General features: G+C 61.3%; 11 protein-coding genes, 1 tRNA gene and 1 pseudogene. 7 read left to right on the top strand and 6 right to left on the bottom strand.

The window, feature by feature from the left end:
- The first annotated feature begins 18 nt into the window (after nt 1–18).
- Nucleotides 19–609 carry a cob(I)yrinic acid a,c-diamide adenosyltransferase gene (locus Pan216_RS24935; RefSeq protein ID WP_145262460.1) on the top strand — a complete coding sequence of 197 codons (591 nt, stop codon included), beginning with the start codon at nt 19–21 and terminating at the stop codon, nt 607–609.
- 13 nt (nt 610–622) lie between these two features.
- Entirely contained in the window at nt 623–1,357 is a 735-nt protein-coding gene (locus tag Pan216_RS24930) for a diacylglycerol/polyprenol kinase family protein (RefSeq protein WP_145262458.1), read from the top strand.
- Between the two features lie 115 nt (nt 1,358–1,472).
- Here Pan216_RS24930 and Pan216_RS24925 read toward each other — a convergent pair whose 3' ends face one another.
- The 3 genes from Pan216_RS24925 to Pan216_RS24915 form a co-directional block, all read right to left on the bottom strand.
- On the bottom strand, nt 1,473–2,261 hold the full coding sequence (locus tag Pan216_RS24925) for a polyprenol monophosphomannose synthase (protein WP_419192966.1): 789 nt from the start codon (nt 2,259–2,261) through the stop codon (nt 1,473–1,475).
- 273 nt (nt 2,262–2,534) lie between these two features.
- Nucleotides 2,535–3,335 carry an ABC transporter permease gene (locus tag Pan216_RS24920; RefSeq protein ID WP_145262454.1) on the bottom strand — a complete coding sequence of 267 codons (801 nt, stop codon included), beginning with the start codon at nt 3,333–3,335 and terminating at the stop codon, nt 2,535–2,537.
- Nucleotides 3,332–4,108, bottom strand: a complete 777-nt coding sequence (locus Pan216_RS24915) for an ABC transporter ATP-binding protein (protein ID WP_145262452.1) — start codon at nt 4,106–4,108, stop codon at nt 3,332–3,334. Before Pan216_RS24915 ends, Pan216_RS24920 begins: the two co-directional genes overlap by 4 nt.
- A 222-nt stretch (nt 4,109–4,330) precedes the next feature.
- Between Pan216_RS24915 and Pan216_RS24910 the strand changes: the two genes are divergently transcribed.
- A tRNA-Gln gene (locus Pan216_RS24910) sits at nt 4,331–4,401 on the top strand.
- Nucleotides 4,402–4,990: 589 nt separating this feature from the next.
- On the opposite strand, the pseudogene Pan216_RS28610 reads toward Pan216_RS24910, so the two are convergent.
- Together Pan216_RS28610 and Pan216_RS24905 are read right to left on the bottom strand one after the other, a co-directional pair.
- Nucleotides 4,991–5,155 (bottom strand): annotated as a pseudogene (locus Pan216_RS28610) (IS1380 family transposase); the annotation flags it as partial.
- Nucleotides 5,156–5,284: 129 nt separating this feature from the next.
- A complete protein-coding gene (locus tag Pan216_RS24905) occupies nt 5,285–7,084 on the bottom strand; it encodes an HDOD domain-containing protein (protein WP_419192965.1) in 1,800 nt (599 codons plus the stop codon).
- A gap of 772 nt (nt 7,085–7,856) precedes the next feature.
- Here Pan216_RS24905 and Pan216_RS24900 point away from each other — a divergent pair.
- From Pan216_RS24900 to Pan216_RS24885, 4 genes are all read left to right on the top strand, one after another.
- Nucleotides 7,857–9,020 (top strand): response regulator, encoded by a 1,164-nt coding sequence (locus Pan216_RS24900; RefSeq protein WP_419192964.1) that lies wholly within the window; start codon nt 7,857–7,859, stop codon nt 9,018–9,020.
- Nucleotides 9,021–9,459: 439 nt separating this feature from the next.
- The gene (locus Pan216_RS24895) at nt 9,460–10,617 is read left to right on the top strand and encodes a sensor histidine kinase (protein ID WP_145262446.1); all 1,158 of its coding nucleotides are present in this window, start codon (nt 9,460–9,462) and stop codon (nt 10,615–10,617) included.
- Nucleotides 10,607–11,065, top strand: coding sequence for a response regulator (locus Pan216_RS24890; RefSeq protein WP_145262444.1), 459 nt, complete (start codon nt 10,607–10,609; stop codon nt 11,063–11,065). Before Pan216_RS24895 ends, Pan216_RS24890 begins: the two co-directional genes overlap by 11 nt.
- A gap of 13 nt (nt 11,066–11,078) precedes the next feature.
- Entirely contained in the window at nt 11,079–13,376 is a 2,298-nt protein-coding gene (locus tag Pan216_RS24885) for a response regulator (protein ID WP_145262442.1), read from the top strand.
- Between the two features lie 16 nt (nt 13,377–13,392).
- Here Pan216_RS24885 and Pan216_RS24880 read toward each other — a convergent pair whose 3' ends face one another.
- A complete protein-coding gene (locus tag Pan216_RS24880; protein WP_145262440.1) occupies nt 13,393–13,587 on the bottom strand; it encodes a hypothetical protein in 195 nt (64 codons plus the stop codon).
- Nucleotides 13,588–13,606 lie beyond the last annotated feature (19 nt).

Genomic DNA, 13,606 nt, shown 5'->3' with positions numbered 1-13,606 from the left:
CAAGCAGGGAGGACCAGCATGGTCTACCTTTCGAAGATCTACACCAAGTCGGGCGATGCCGGGACGACCGCTCTCGGGGACGGCGAACGAGTCGCCAAGGATCACCCGCGCATCGAGGCCTATGGGACGGTCGACGAACTCAACGCCATCCTCGGCTTGATCCTTTCAAGCTTCGGCGAAGTCCCCGAACGAGCCCTCCTCGAGTCGATCAGCAACGACCTCTTCGACCTCGGCGGCGATCTCTGCGTTCCCGAACGTTCCGAGGAGGAACCCGGTTCCGCCCTTCGCATCACCGAGGGCCAAGTCGCCCGGATCGAGGAAGCGATCGATCGCCTGAACAAGGATCTCCCACCGCTGAAGAGCTTCGTCCTCCCGGGCGGAACGCCGCTGGCGGCATGGTGTCACTTGGCACGCACCGTCTGCCGCCGGGCGGAACGGCGACTGGTCACGCTTGCCGGCATGGTGGCGATCAATCCCCGAACAATCATCTACCTCAATCGCCTGTCCGACCTTCTCTTCGTCCTGCCGCGTGCGATCAATCACCAGGCCAAGGGCGATGTCCTCTGGCGACCGGGCCTGACCCAGCAGAAGAACGACTCGCCCTCGTGAGGGCCGATCACCAATGCCGAGCCCGTGGAACTTTCTCTGGGACAACGTGCCACCCTGGTGGCAGTGGGCGGCGATCGGGCCACCGAGCCTCGTTTACGCGGCCGGCGTCCTCCTGCTGGCGGGCCATCTCCATCAATGGGGATGGGGAACGGCCGAGACTCGAAAACTCGTTCACGTCGGGGTCTTTCTCGCGGCCACGGTCCTTCAGACCCTCATCGGCCTGCCCGGCGTCATCGTCTTCGGCGTCGCCGCGACCGTCATCGTCGCGGGACTCGTCGCGCGAGGGAGCGAGCGGGCTTCCTACCAAGCCGTGGCTCGCGTCGATGGAGGGGAGAAGGGGAAGTTCTCCGTCTTGCTGCCCTACGTCGCCACGGTGCTGGGCGGCGTGACGACGAACTTCCTCTTCGGGCCGTTGGCCATCGTTGGCTATTTGGTGGTGGGGATGGGCGATGCGCTCGGCGAAGTGATCGGGCGACGGTTCGGTCGGAACCGCTATCGCGTCACTCTTCTCGGGGGACACACCGCGAGCCGCAGTTGGGAGGGTTCCGCCGCCGTCTTTGTTGGGTCGCTTGCCGCCCTGGTGGTCGGTGGTTTGTTGCTTGGGGCCCCGCTGTCGAGTTCGTCGATGGTCGTGGGTTTGCCACTGGTGGCTCTCGCCGCGGCCGCGGTCGAGGCTCTCTCTCCGTCAGACTGGGATAACGCGACCTTGCAGATCGCCCCGACGGCTTTCATGTCTCTGTGGTGGTAGGTCGGGACGTTGGTGGTCGGCGGGAAGCGAGTTCGCCGGCACCGCCAACAGTCCTCACTGGCTGGCAAGCAGCCAGCGGCCCCCGGTTCCGAGGAACGCACTCCGTTTAAATTGATCAGCGACGCCGGAAGGCGCGGCGGGCGGCGTGGCCGTAGAGCCGCATGAGGTGCCGGACGTAGTTGAGCTGTTCCTTCATCGTCAGCTTGCTGTCGCCGTGCAGGCGATTCGCGAACGAGATCCCTACTTCGCGGACCTGCTGACAACGACACTTGACGATCAGTTCGAGCCCGATCTTGTAGCCGATCGGACTGAGGTTCTCGGCGGACCGGAAGGTCGAACGGCGAATGGCGAAGAAGCCGGCCATCGGATCCCTCGCGTTGGTGAGCGGACGGGCCAACAGCGTGGCGGCCTTGGAGTTGAGCCAGCGAAAGAGGCCCCAACCGACATCGGTCGAACCGCCGGCGACGTAGCGGCTGCCGATCACAAAATCGACGCCCGGCCGGCACAGGGTCTCAATCAGCTCCGGAATCTTCTCGGGCGGATGCGACAGATCCGCGTCCATCACCAAGAGGACATCCGCGTCGGTCATGCGCATGCCGTGGATCACGGCGCTCGAAAGTCCCCGTTCGTTTCGCCGAATCGCCAGCCGCAGCGGGACGGTCTTGGCAAGCTCGCCGCAGACACGTTCGGTATCGTCGGGGCTATTGTCGTCGACGACGATGATCTCGCCGCGAAGATCGGAGCCGCGCAGGGCGGTGTCGATCCGTGGCACGAGAACGGGCAAGTTGGCGGCTTCGCGGTAAGTCGGGATGATCACCGCAATTGTGGGGTTCGCGAGAGACAAGTTCGCTTCCTTGTCCCGTTGAGCCGATTGAAATCCCAACTCGTCGAGATGAAGAATCATCCTGACCGCATCCCCGCTTTGGAAGAAGAAGGGCATCCCAGAGCCCAAACACCGTCGGCACCGCACGCCACCGCATGAAATCATGCCATGATGGCCGCGAACGTCGGCTCCGTAACGACGTTTGGGAAATAGAGCAATGGCGGAATAGCGTTCGTCAATCGAAAAGGCCAGGTACCCCAAGTTCCCCCGGCTTCGCCCCCTCCCCTCGAAAGGATAGGTCACAACCAGCAGCCGTGCCGGCTCCTTGCGGCGTTTGCGAGAGATACGCGAAGCCTACTCCATGCCGAGACGACTGAGGTAGCCCTTCTCCCGAACGAGCCGGAACATCCAGGCGAAGAAAGCGGCCCCGGCGGCGAGGTAGACGGCGTTGAGAGCGAACGCGATCAGCAGCAGCGACCAACTGGTCTCCCCGTTGATCAGAATTGCCCGCATTCCCTCGAACACGTACGTCGAGGGAAGCAGATAAGCGATCACCCTCAGACCCACCGGCAAGACGTCGACCGGGTAGAAGACCGCCGAGAAGGGCTGGACGAGAAAGGGAATTCCCCACACCAGGGCCTCGGCCGCCTGCCCGAAACGCAGCATCAACGCCATCGTGAACATCGCCAACGCCCACCCGAAGAGCAACAGGCTCAAGACGAAGGGAATGAGCATCGGGCCGACCGCGAGGATGTTGAAGGCGTAGCAGAACCACGCCAAGGCCGCGAGCAAGACCGCGGTGAAAAGCGACTTCATCAGCCCCAAAAGGCAGGTCCCGAGGATGTACTCCCATACGCTGATCGGCGAGAGGAAGATGTTCAGGAGGTTCTTCGACCACATCTCCTCAATGAACGCCACCGTCGTCGCCTGCTGCGAGCGATAGAGGAAGTCCCAGAAGATCAGCGACCCAATCAGAAAGAGAATCGCGTTGGAGACCGACAGCTCCCGAAGATAGAGCGTCAAGAATCCCCACACGAGCAGATCCATCACCGGCCAAAAGACGATCTCCCCCGCCCGCGTCACGCTGCGGCGGTAGAGGTACAAGTAGCGGTAGATCACGGCGCTGATCCGCAGCCAGCGATCGTAGGTGTTCATGCCTGGTCTCCGCTCGGGGAGGGTTCGGACGCGACATCGCGGATCTGCCCATCGCGGGCGACCTTGATGAAGACCTCCTCGAGGGAGGCCTGCTGAGCACGCTCGAGTAGCTCGCTCGTCGTCCCTTCCATGACGATTGTTCCCCGCGAAAGGAAGATGATGCGGTCGCACATCAGCTCGACCTCGGGCATGTTGTGCGAGGTGTAGATCATCGCGAGCCCACGCTCCCGCTGGATCTCGCGGAGCGTGCGACGAACCTTGTCGGCGATATCGGGATCTAGTCCCGAGGTCGGCTCGTCGAGAAAGAGGATCTCGGGCTCGTTGAGCAGCGACTTACAGAGGCTCAGCCTGGCTTGTTGGCCGGAGGAGAGGGAGCCGCTGACCCGATGGGCAAGCTGGCCGATCTCGAAGCGCTCGAGCAGCTCGTCGATACGACGTTCGGGACGGCGCACCGAGTACATCCGCGCGAAGACGAGGAGGTTTTCGCGAACTGTCAGGTTCGACGGCAGGGCGACGTACGCGGAGGAGAAATTGACCCTCCCGAGGAGTTTCTGCCGGGCGAACGCGACCTCCTCGCCGAAGAGTCTGGCGCTCCCTGAAGTCGGCAGCACCAGGCCCAGAAGCATGTGGATGATGGTCGTCTTTCCCGCGCCATTGGGCCCGAGAAGCCCCAGAATCTCCCCTTTTTTGACGGAAAAGGAGACATCGTCGACCGCCTGGACGTTCCCGAAGTGTTTGCAGAGCGATTCGACGGCGATCGGCGGAGAAGTCACGAAGATCCCCTTCCTTGGGAGACGACCAGCGACATGCGACGCGGAGGGATTTTAGTGAAGAGGGCCCGCGAAAGCCCTCTTTCTTCCGCCCCGCGAGGCGCAACGTTGGACGAGCCCACGGAGCCGCTTCGGTTCCTCGGGTTGCTCCGTTGCGTCCGATATGTATCCTAGAGTGATCGGGAATCCCCTTGCCCCGGCAGCGGATCCCCGTCACCACTCTCTTGGGGTATGGTGTAATGGTAGCACGACTGACTCTGAATCAGTTAGTCTAGGTTCGAGTCCTAGTACCCCAGCTTCCCTTTTCGCGACAAACCGAGCCGCAACGTGAGTTCTGAAAAGGACTTGCGACAACCCTATTCCCAGCCGTCGGTCCTATAATAGGACGCCGGTGCCGGAATAGTGACGTCTGTAGCAACGATCGGGCACCGTGTGGCAATCGCTGTCGAGAATGGCCTCGGCAGTCTCGTGGACCAAGTCTCATCGCCACACGGAGACCATTCATGGCCCATCTTGGGAACAAGAACGGCGTCTACTAGGACCGATTCTCCATTGGGGGAAGGGAATTCAAGAAGACCCTACGTACTCGTGATGAAGCGGATGCAAACGCCGCCAAAGGTGGCATCGAGCAAACGATACACCTCCTGACGATCGGAAAACTCGACGCCCCATTCGGCGTCGATCTCGGTGACTTCATCGTTAGCGGCGGAACGCGGAAGGCGCCCGATCGGAGTCCGCGACGCATTCCGTCGTTGGCCGAGGCGATCGATGAGTACCTGCCAGAAGAATGGCCTGAACATCTTCCGCTACGCCCTCGATGCCGTCACTTCCCACGTGCCAAACCAACCGCTCCCCCTTCCGATCAGCGAAGCGGGTTAACAGTTGCCCGATGCCATCCGCCGAGACGGCGCTGGTTCGCTCCGCGATCTCGTATTGGATGTTGGGCGCGGTGAACATCGGCCGCTCGCATCCCTCGACGTTGTTCTTGTCCAAGCGTTTGGCGATACGCCTCTTGCTCCACTTGATCTGCCGTCGTATCCCTGCGTTCACTCGAAAACCCTCCGTGGCTCGGTTCCAGCGAATTCTTGTTCACTCATTGGACGACGAGAATCGCCTATGGATTTCGAGTTTTTCATGCCGCCAACGAAATTTCCTCCAAAGAGTACGCTTGGTTAGGGGCTAGCGCACCAATTCCAGGTGCCGGTCGACCTTCTCGCGAATCGATTCTTCCGTGAACGGTTTCAACACGTAGTCGTTGGCGCCGACGAGTAGCGCGTTGCCGACGGTACTGCGCGTGCGGTCGCCGCTCACGACCACGATGGGGGCCTTGCACCCTTCCTGGCGAAGTTGTTCGATCAACTGAATGCCATCCTCCCCACCCAAGTGAACGTCGACGAACAGGATGTCCGCCGCGGGAGCGTGGAGCTTGGCTTCCGCGATCGTTTGACAAGCGGTGACCTTCCCGGAATAGACTTCGAGACAGCGGTCGATCACTTGGGCGATGAACTGATCGTCCTCCACGACGAGAAAATGGAGTTGACTCCCTCCGGCTGCCGGTGGCGCTTGGGGCTTGGAGATCACGTTGGCGGTGATGGAGGGGGGAGCGGCTGGGGGAGGCGGCGCAGGTGGCTCGCGTTCGGGCACCGTGAGCACGGTCTCGATTGGTTGCTCATCGCGTTGGTCGAGCATCTCCTCGGAGAGACCGGAGACGATCGAGGAGACGGGATCCGTCTTGGGGACATTGACCGAAAGGAGCTCGCTCGCCTCCTTGGCCCTTTTGATGGCCTTGTGCATCGAGGAAAGAGCCTCGGTCTTCGGATACTTGCTGAGCAGCTTCGACAAGATCGGGAATCGCTGCTGCGTATGCCCATCGGCGAGATTCGCGAGCGCCTCGCCGACGCGCATGAGATGGATGACCGTCTGGTCAACGGTCGCGGCGTGACCGACGATCCGCTCGCTATGGTGCTGGCCGATCAAGGAGACGACCGACACGGGGAAGTCCCACATCTGTAGCAGGGCGGCGGAGACGTCGGCATGGGTGACTCCGAAGGCCTCATTCTCGAGAACTTCCAGACGAAGGTGTCCCACATCGCGCACCCGCAATTGCAGGGACATGTACTTGCGACCGAAGACCTTGGCGAGGACGAGCATGCCGATGTCTTGGAGCAGCCCCACCACGTGGGCAGTGTCGGGGGAGACCCCCTCGAATGTCTCGGCGAAGACTTCGGCGGTCGAGGCGATCAGGACGCTTCGCTGGTTGTAGCGTAGTCGTTCGATCGACGGGATATGCAGGCTCATGCGCCGTTGGGCGCTCGCGATCGAGCGGGAGACGATTAGGGAGAGCGAGCGATGCACGCCGAGGTAGTTGACCGCGTCGAACAGTTTGGTGAAGGTTCGCGAGGCGCCGAACCGGGGACTATTGGCGACCTTCAAGAGATCGGCGGTGACCTTGGGATCGATGGCGATGTCTCGAATGACCTCTTCGATCGACGAAGTACCACTGTCGAGGTGATCGGCGATGCGGACGAGGACTTGGGGCATGGCGGGAATCTCCCCCGCCCGTCGAACGATGTGTCGGGCTTCCGTTTTCAGCCGAGCGCAGCGCGTGTCGCTGCGCAGCAGGCTCGACTCGATGTGGCTCGCCAGATCCTCAATGGAGGTGCTGGGATCGATCACGTGGGCGATCCCGATGTCGTTGGCGCGTTCCTGGATCTCGTTGGTGCGCGGCGCGAGCAGAATGGTCTCGGGACGAAGAAGATCCTGATAGATGCGGTCGAGAATTTCGATTCCGGTGAGAAAGCCTGGCAGTTCGTTTTCGACCACCACGCCATCGACGGAGCGACTGTTGAGGAAGGAATAGAGTGCATCGGAATGGTCGAGAACCAAACTCGGAATCGCACGCGCCTCGAGGGCGGCGCTCAGACCGGATGCCAGTTCGGGACGATTGACCAGGAGCAGCACTTTCGGATCTGTTTCCATGTCTCGGTCCTTGGCGGAAGCTCTGCCGGGCCCTGGGGCGACTCGTAGCCGGAAGCGCTCGGCAGGTTTGACGGATCTCCGCCTCGCCGTTCCCCGGCACACCGGCCGACTCGCTCGCGTGTCTCCTCCTTGATCTTGGCTGAGTTCCTCCTCTAGCTTCCGCGGGCCGGACGTTTCAATGTCTAGCGACCGGGGAGATGAGGCTCGAATCGGCCCGCGTTGCGCGATTGCTGTCCTGCTGAAATAGACGGCCATGCCAGCAACGGGAGACAACTGGTTGGCGCACCCCAGTCATTCTCTGTGAAACAATAGGTTCGCGACGGACGAAAAATGGAAAAAAACGCCCAATTTTCCCGTTGAGAACGTTGTCGGGTCGCTCGTAGCCTCCTGCTGAGTCGGGTATGAGGACAGAACGGGACATTTTAGGTGAAGGCTGAGTAGCCATTCCTGCTCATTCGCTCGCCGCCGCAAGCGTCCCTCACGACGCGTCCTTGCATCGACGAAACCACGACGTTTCGACCGATTTACCTGGGTTTGATCGCCTCGGTTTTCGTCGAAGCTCCACGTTCTCGGCGAGGTCATCTGATTTCGACAGCGAGCTGGTTTCGAAGAACCATAGCGGCTCAGTGTTTCTGTGCTAACCTTTCAGTGCTAGCGGTTCTCTTGCGGACGTAGTTCGGGGGGTAGTAACTCTTTGGGTTCATTCTCACTGTTTCCGCAGCGTCAGCCGCGGGATGTTGAATGCGAGCCACGGATGCTTGGACGGGTTGCCATGACGCATGCGTTAGTCGTCGACGACGAATCGTTCATCTGTGAACTGATCGCGCGTTGGCTTGAACGGGACGGGATCCACTGCGATGCCGCGTGCAGTGTCGAGGCCGCCCTGGAGAAGATGGCGAGCAAGCCGTACGCGTTGGTCATTTCCGATATCGGGATGCCGGGCGGATCGGGGCTCGATCTCCTGGAGGCCTCTCGAAGGCGCGGCTTCGATGGCGCCTTTCTGATAATGACGGGTGTCGAGGACAAAGAGTCGGTTCGCCGAACCTTCCGAGGAAACGGCTACGGATATATCGTCAAGCCACTCAACGAGGTGGCTCTCTTCGCCGAGGTCCACTCGGCCCTTCGGCGCTTGCGGCAAGAGCGAGAACTCAAAGCCCAGAAACGCACCTTGACCAGTCGGCTGCGCAGGCGCTCCCGCGACCTTTTGCTTCGCGAACGGGAGGTCGCCCATCGCCTCATTTGCGCCTCCACATATCGCGACAAGGAGACGGGAGCCCACATTCGTCGAATCGGGGAGTTCTCCGCGGTGATCGCCGCGGAGCTCGGTTGGAACGCGAATAACTGCGAGATTATCCGGATCGCGGCCATGATGCACGATGTCGGCAAGATCGCAATCCCCGATGGCATCTTGCTCAAGCCCGGGCCGCTCACTCCAGAAGAACGAACCACGATGGAACAGCACACGAGGTTGGGCGCCGAGTTGCTGGGCGAGTCGGACATCCCGATGGTTCAGATGGCGTGTACCATCGCACGCTGCCATCATGAACGCTGGGACGGTACCGGGTATCCTTTGGGGATGGCCGGAGATGAGATTCCCGAGTGCGCTCGCATCGTCTCCGTCGTGGACGTCTATGATGCCCTCATCCACCGGCGACCCTACAAGGAGCCCATGCCCGAGCCCACGGCCGTCGCCTACTTGGCCGAGCACGCGGGAACTCAATTCGACCCGCGCGTGGTCGACGCCTTCCAGGCAGCCCTCGACCAGATCCGCGAGATTCGTCGGGTGGTGTTCGAGGACGAGAAGGAGAATCGCGATACCCTCCGCCTCGAGTTGTTGGGGAAGGAGCAGAAGGCGGGAGACGATGGAAGCGGTGTGGTCGGGGGAGAGAGCATGCTCCAGCCACGGCATGGGAACGCCCAACCCGCTCTCCGTTGACTCGGTGGGGTTCTTCTCGGGTGTCCGAGGTTAGGGATGATGTGGCGACCCCTCAAGTCGCCGAAGGCGCTTCGCTTCGACGGATCTAGTCTTGCTCCGGGAATGCCTGACGATGGCGAGCAAGTTTTGTCGCCCGCCCGGACTCGTGGTACGCATCGGTAGGCCGAGTCGCTTCACGCACATCGGATTCCGGTGGAATCCTGCGTCTTCGGGAACGATGCCAATTCGGACCAAGCCTGACAGGACCCTTTTCCATGGCCGCCTCGCGAGCGTCTCGCTTCATTGCTCGCGAGTGTGGGTCGACATGGACTCGTAGGCGGTTGGGTTTCCCGTCGTGTTCTGGTCATCGTCGCGCCACGCATGGTTCGCCAAAATGCCCGCTCGGCCGGCCACGCTTCGTGGTCATCGATTCGCAACCTGAGGAAGGGTGAGGCTCCTCGTGTCAGTTTCAGCACTGTTCGATACAAGCCAATGGCCGCCGCGTTGGTACTGCGGCAATTGGACGAACATCCTCGGATGGACGCACATTCTCTCCGACCTGGCAATCTTCATCGCGTACGTATCCATCCCGATCGCTTTGGCCTTCTTCGTCTATCGCCGTCGGACTCTGCCCTTTCCGCGGATTTTCCTGCTGTTCGGCCTCTTCATCCTGGCGTGTGGGATGACCCACTTGATGGAGGCGATCATCTTCTGGTGGCCGATGTATCGGATGGCCGGCGCGCTGAAGCTCTTCACCGCGGTCGTGTCGATCATCACCGTGTTCGCACTCATCCCAGTGATTCCCCAAGCGATGGCGCTGCCGACGCCGGAAGAATCGGGGCGGCGGACCGCGGAACTGGAGCAATCCCGGGCGGCTCTCGCCGAGGTGGCCCGCGAACTCGAGCGATCCAACTACGAGCTCCGAGAGTTCACCCACGTCGCGTCGCACGATCTCCAGGCTCCCGTCCGGCGCATCTCAGCGTTGATTGACCTGTTAGTCGAAAGTTCTGGCGATCGGCTCAACGGGGAAGAGCGCGACTACCTCAATCGAATTCAAGGCTCGTGTGTTCGCATGCACTTGCTCGTCGACAACTTGCTCGACTTGTCCCGGGTCACCCGAAAGCGAATGACCTACGAGTCGGTCGACCTCGGTGACGCCGCGGCCAAGGCGCTCGAGGATCTTGCCGAGGACATCCGCGAGTCCTCGGCGGAGATCGTGGTCGAAGACTTGCCGGTGATTCCGGGCGATGCGACCCTCCTGCGGCGCATGATTCAAAACCTCGTCGCGAATTCGATTCGGTTCCAGGCGCCGGGGCGGACGCCACGGATCCGCATCCACGACGCGACCGACGAGCAACAAGGCTCCGCGGAGGTCGTTAAAATCTGTATTAGCGACAACGGCATCGGGTTTGACGACCGCTACGCCGACAAGCTCTTTCGGGCGTTCTATCGTCTGGACCAGGCCTCCGGGGTCGGTGGCTCGGGGATTGGGTTGGCGATTTGCAAACGCGTCGCCGAGTATCACGGTGGCACGATCACCACATCGGGCGTGGCTGGGCAGGGGGCGACCTTCGTCGTCACGCTCCGTCGAACGAGGAGAGTCGTGAGTGACCAGTAGCAGGCCCATCACCGTTCTTCTGGCGGAAGACGATCCCGATGACCAACTGATGGCGAAGAAAGCATGGGAGCAGGCTCGCATTCTCAATCCGCTCGAGATCGTCGACAACGGAGAAGAGTTGCTCGACTGTCTACGCCAGCGGGGACGCTTCGCCGACACCTCGAAGGAACGCCCCGGTCTGGTCCTTCTGGATCTGAACATGCCGCGCATGGATGGACGCGAGGCGTTGGCGGAGATCAAGTCGGACGCCTCCCTACGACGCATTCCGGTGATCATCCTTACCACTTCCAAGGCCGATGAGGACGTGTTGCAGTCCTACGACCTTGGCGTGAACTCCTACATCGCGAAGCCGGTGACATTCGACAGTCTGGTCGACGTGATCAAGGGCTTCGAGCAGTATTGGATCCATATCGTCGCTCTCCCTCCCGATTCCCAGCCGGCAGATTGATGAGGTCAACCGTATGAAGCCGACTCTTCGCGTGCTCTTGGTCGAGGATTGTGAGGATGACTACGCGATCACGCGGGCGCTTCTGTCCAAGAGTGTCTCGACCGTGTTCACCCTCGACTGGGTGCGGAACGTCGATGAGGCGCTCGAGTGGATTTGCCGGAGAGAGCACGATGTCTACCTGGTCGACTTTCAGCTTGGTCGAGACACCGGGCTCGAACTGATCGCCCAGGCTCGGGAACGCGACCAGTCGGGGCCCTTCATCCTGCTCACCGGAATGCGCGATTCGGAGCTCGATCTCAAGGCGCTCCATACAGGCGCGGCGGACTACCTGCCGAAGGACGGATTGGCGCACCGTCTGCTCGAGCGAACGATTCACTTCAGCATCGAACGCGAGGCGCTTGTCGGGAGCCTCCAATCGCGCGTGCGGCAACTGACCACGCTCTGGGAGTTGGCCGACGCCTTTGAGTACCACGGAGACAAGAATGAGGTGTGCGAGACGGTCTGCCGGGTCGTCCCACGGGCGTTTCCCGCCCGATCGCGTCCTCAGGTCAGCGTTCACGTCGGCGACAAGGTGCATGGCGAGCCCCCTTCGGGCGTCGAGGTCATGCGGAAGTCGTTCCGCGTCGAGGAAGAGAAAGAGGGCCGAGTCGTCTTGTGGTCCGAGGACCCTTCGTTTGACCGAGACGCGTTCCGCGAGGAGTACGGCGAGTTTCTCGACTTCGTCTCCCACAACCTCACGCAGACGATGAAGCGGCTCGACCTGACGAGGCAATTGCAGCTCATCGAACTCGGAGTCCGGCAGGCACGGGACAGCATCATGATCACCGATGCCCTTCTGGACGCTCCGGGGCCGAGGATCGTCTACGCGAACGCGGCGTCCCAGGAACTGACCGGCTATCGTCCTGAGGAGCTCATCGGCAACTCACCCCGGATTCTTCAGGGGCCTAAGACCGATCGGTCCCTGCTCGCCAACTTGCGGCAGACGATGGAGGAAGGTAACACCTTTCAAGGCGTGACGATCAACTATCACAAGGATGGCACGGAGTTCGTCAACGAACTACGCGTCATGCCCATCCGCGACAACGATGGCATCGTCATGAACTGGATGGCCATCCAGCGCGACGTGACGGAGGAGACCCAGCTTCGCGACATGCTCCGCGATCGGGAGGAGCAATTGAGGCAGTCCCAAAAGATGGAAGCGGTCGGCTGTCTCGCGGGAGGGATCGCCCACGACTTCAACAATCTGCTCACCGGAATCAGCGGCTTCACGCGTCTGCTGCTCAGCGGGGAATCGAACGAGGCGAAACAGCACGATCTGAACCAAGTGTTGGAACTCTCCGATCGCGCGTCGGAGCTGACGAGCCAATTGCTGGCTTTCAGCCGAAAGCAGACCATCAAGCCGAAGGTCATCAAACCCAACCACGTGCTCGAGGAGTCGACGAAACTCTTGCGACGGCTCATTCGCGAGAACGTCGAACTCCGCATGTCGCTGGGAGAGGACGTCGGCCACGTGAAGTTCGATCCCGGACAGTTTCACCAGGTCGTCGTCAATCTCGCCGTCAATGCGAGCGACGCCATGCCCGACGGCGGCATGCTCAAGATCGTGACGGAGAAGCTGGAGCAGACGATCGGCGATCCCGCAGGCTCTCGCCAGATCACGCGGCAATCGGTTCAGCTCATCGTGAGCGATACCGGGGTGGGAATGGACGAGGAGACAACCAAGCGAATCTTCGAACCGTTCTTCACGTCCAAGGAGAAGGGGCGCGGAACGGGACTCGGGCTCGCGACCGTCTACGGGATTGTGAAGCAACACGGGGCCAACATCACCGTCTCGAGTCTTCCGGGACAGGGAACGACATTCAAGGTGATCTTCCCGCGCGTCGACGAGCCGGAGACGGCGACGGAGAAAGAACCCTCGCCGGAGAAGATCTCGCTAGCCGGGACGACGATCTTGATTGTGGAGGACGAGGGGGCGGTTCGTGAGGTTGCCGAGCGAATGCTCAAGGAGTCGGGAGCGACGGTCTTGACGGCGTCAATGCCCAGCGAGGCGCTGGCGTTGTGCGTGGAGCAAGAGCCCGACCTTCTCCTGAGCGACGTGGTCCTTCCGGAGATGAGTGGGCGGCAGCTCTATTTGCGACTCCTGCAGCTCTTTCCGTCGCTTCGGGTGTTCTACATGTCGGGGTACACCGACGAGGTCTTCGGCAGCGATGGGATGGTGGACGACGACATCCCGATCATCCAAAAGCCGTTCGACGCCCAGCAATTGCGGTCGCGTATCAGTGCATTGTTGCGAAGCCCCTCGGCCGTTTGAGTAGCGGTCCCGCGGCCTATTCTCCCCGTCGGCCATGGGGACGCCACGCCTCTCGGCATCGTTCGCTGGGGACTTCTCCACTGCTCGCGATCCTCTCCTCCACGCCACGCTCCTCCTTCCCATCCACCCAACTCCGCGAGCGGGCGAGTCCGTCGATCTCGTCCTGGACGATGACCGTCATCAAATCCATCGGTTCTGTTTTCAGGAACATGTCGCGGGCGCGTCGATCC

This window comes from Kolteria novifilia (assembly GCA_007748055.1).
Lineage (GTDB): Bacteria > Planctomycetota > Planctomycetia > Kolteriales > Kolteriaceae > Kolteria > Kolteria novifilia.
The sequence above is the reverse complement of the archived record's forward strand: the minus strand, read 5'-3'. Positions and strand labels throughout refer to the sequence as shown.

What these genes read in the sequence shown, in the direction of transcription:
- Pan216_RS24920 (WP_145262454.1), bottom strand. Translation starts at nt 3,335, where the DNA reads ATGAACACCTACGATCGCTGGCTGCGGATCAGCGCCGTGATCTACCGC.
- Pan216_RS24925 (WP_419192966.1), bottom strand. Translation starts at nt 2,261, where the DNA reads ATGATTCTTCATCTCGACGAGTTGGGATTTCAATCGGCTCAACGGGAC.
- Pan216_RS24905 (WP_419192965.1), bottom strand. Translation starts at nt 7,084, where the DNA reads ATGGAAACAGATCCGAAAGTGCTGCTCCTGGTCAATCGTCCCGAACTG.
- Pan216_RS24900 (WP_419192964.1), top strand. Translation starts at nt 7,857, where the DNA reads ATGACGCATGCGTTAGTCGTCGACGACGAATCGTTCATCTGTGAACTG.
- Pan216_RS24935 (WP_145262460.1), top strand. Translation starts at nt 19, where the DNA reads ATGGTCTACCTTTCGAAGATCTACACCAAGTCGGGCGATGCCGGGACG.
- Pan216_RS24930 (WP_145262458.1), top strand. Translation starts at nt 623, where the DNA reads ATGCCGAGCCCGTGGAACTTTCTCTGGGACAACGTGCCACCCTGGTGG.
- Pan216_RS24880 (WP_145262440.1), bottom strand. Translation starts at nt 13,587, where the DNA reads ATGTTCCTGAAAACAGAACCGATGGATTTGATGACGGTCATCGTCCAG.
- Pan216_RS24885 (WP_145262442.1), top strand. Translation starts at nt 11,079, where the DNA reads ATGAAGCCGACTCTTCGCGTGCTCTTGGTCGAGGATTGTGAGGATGAC.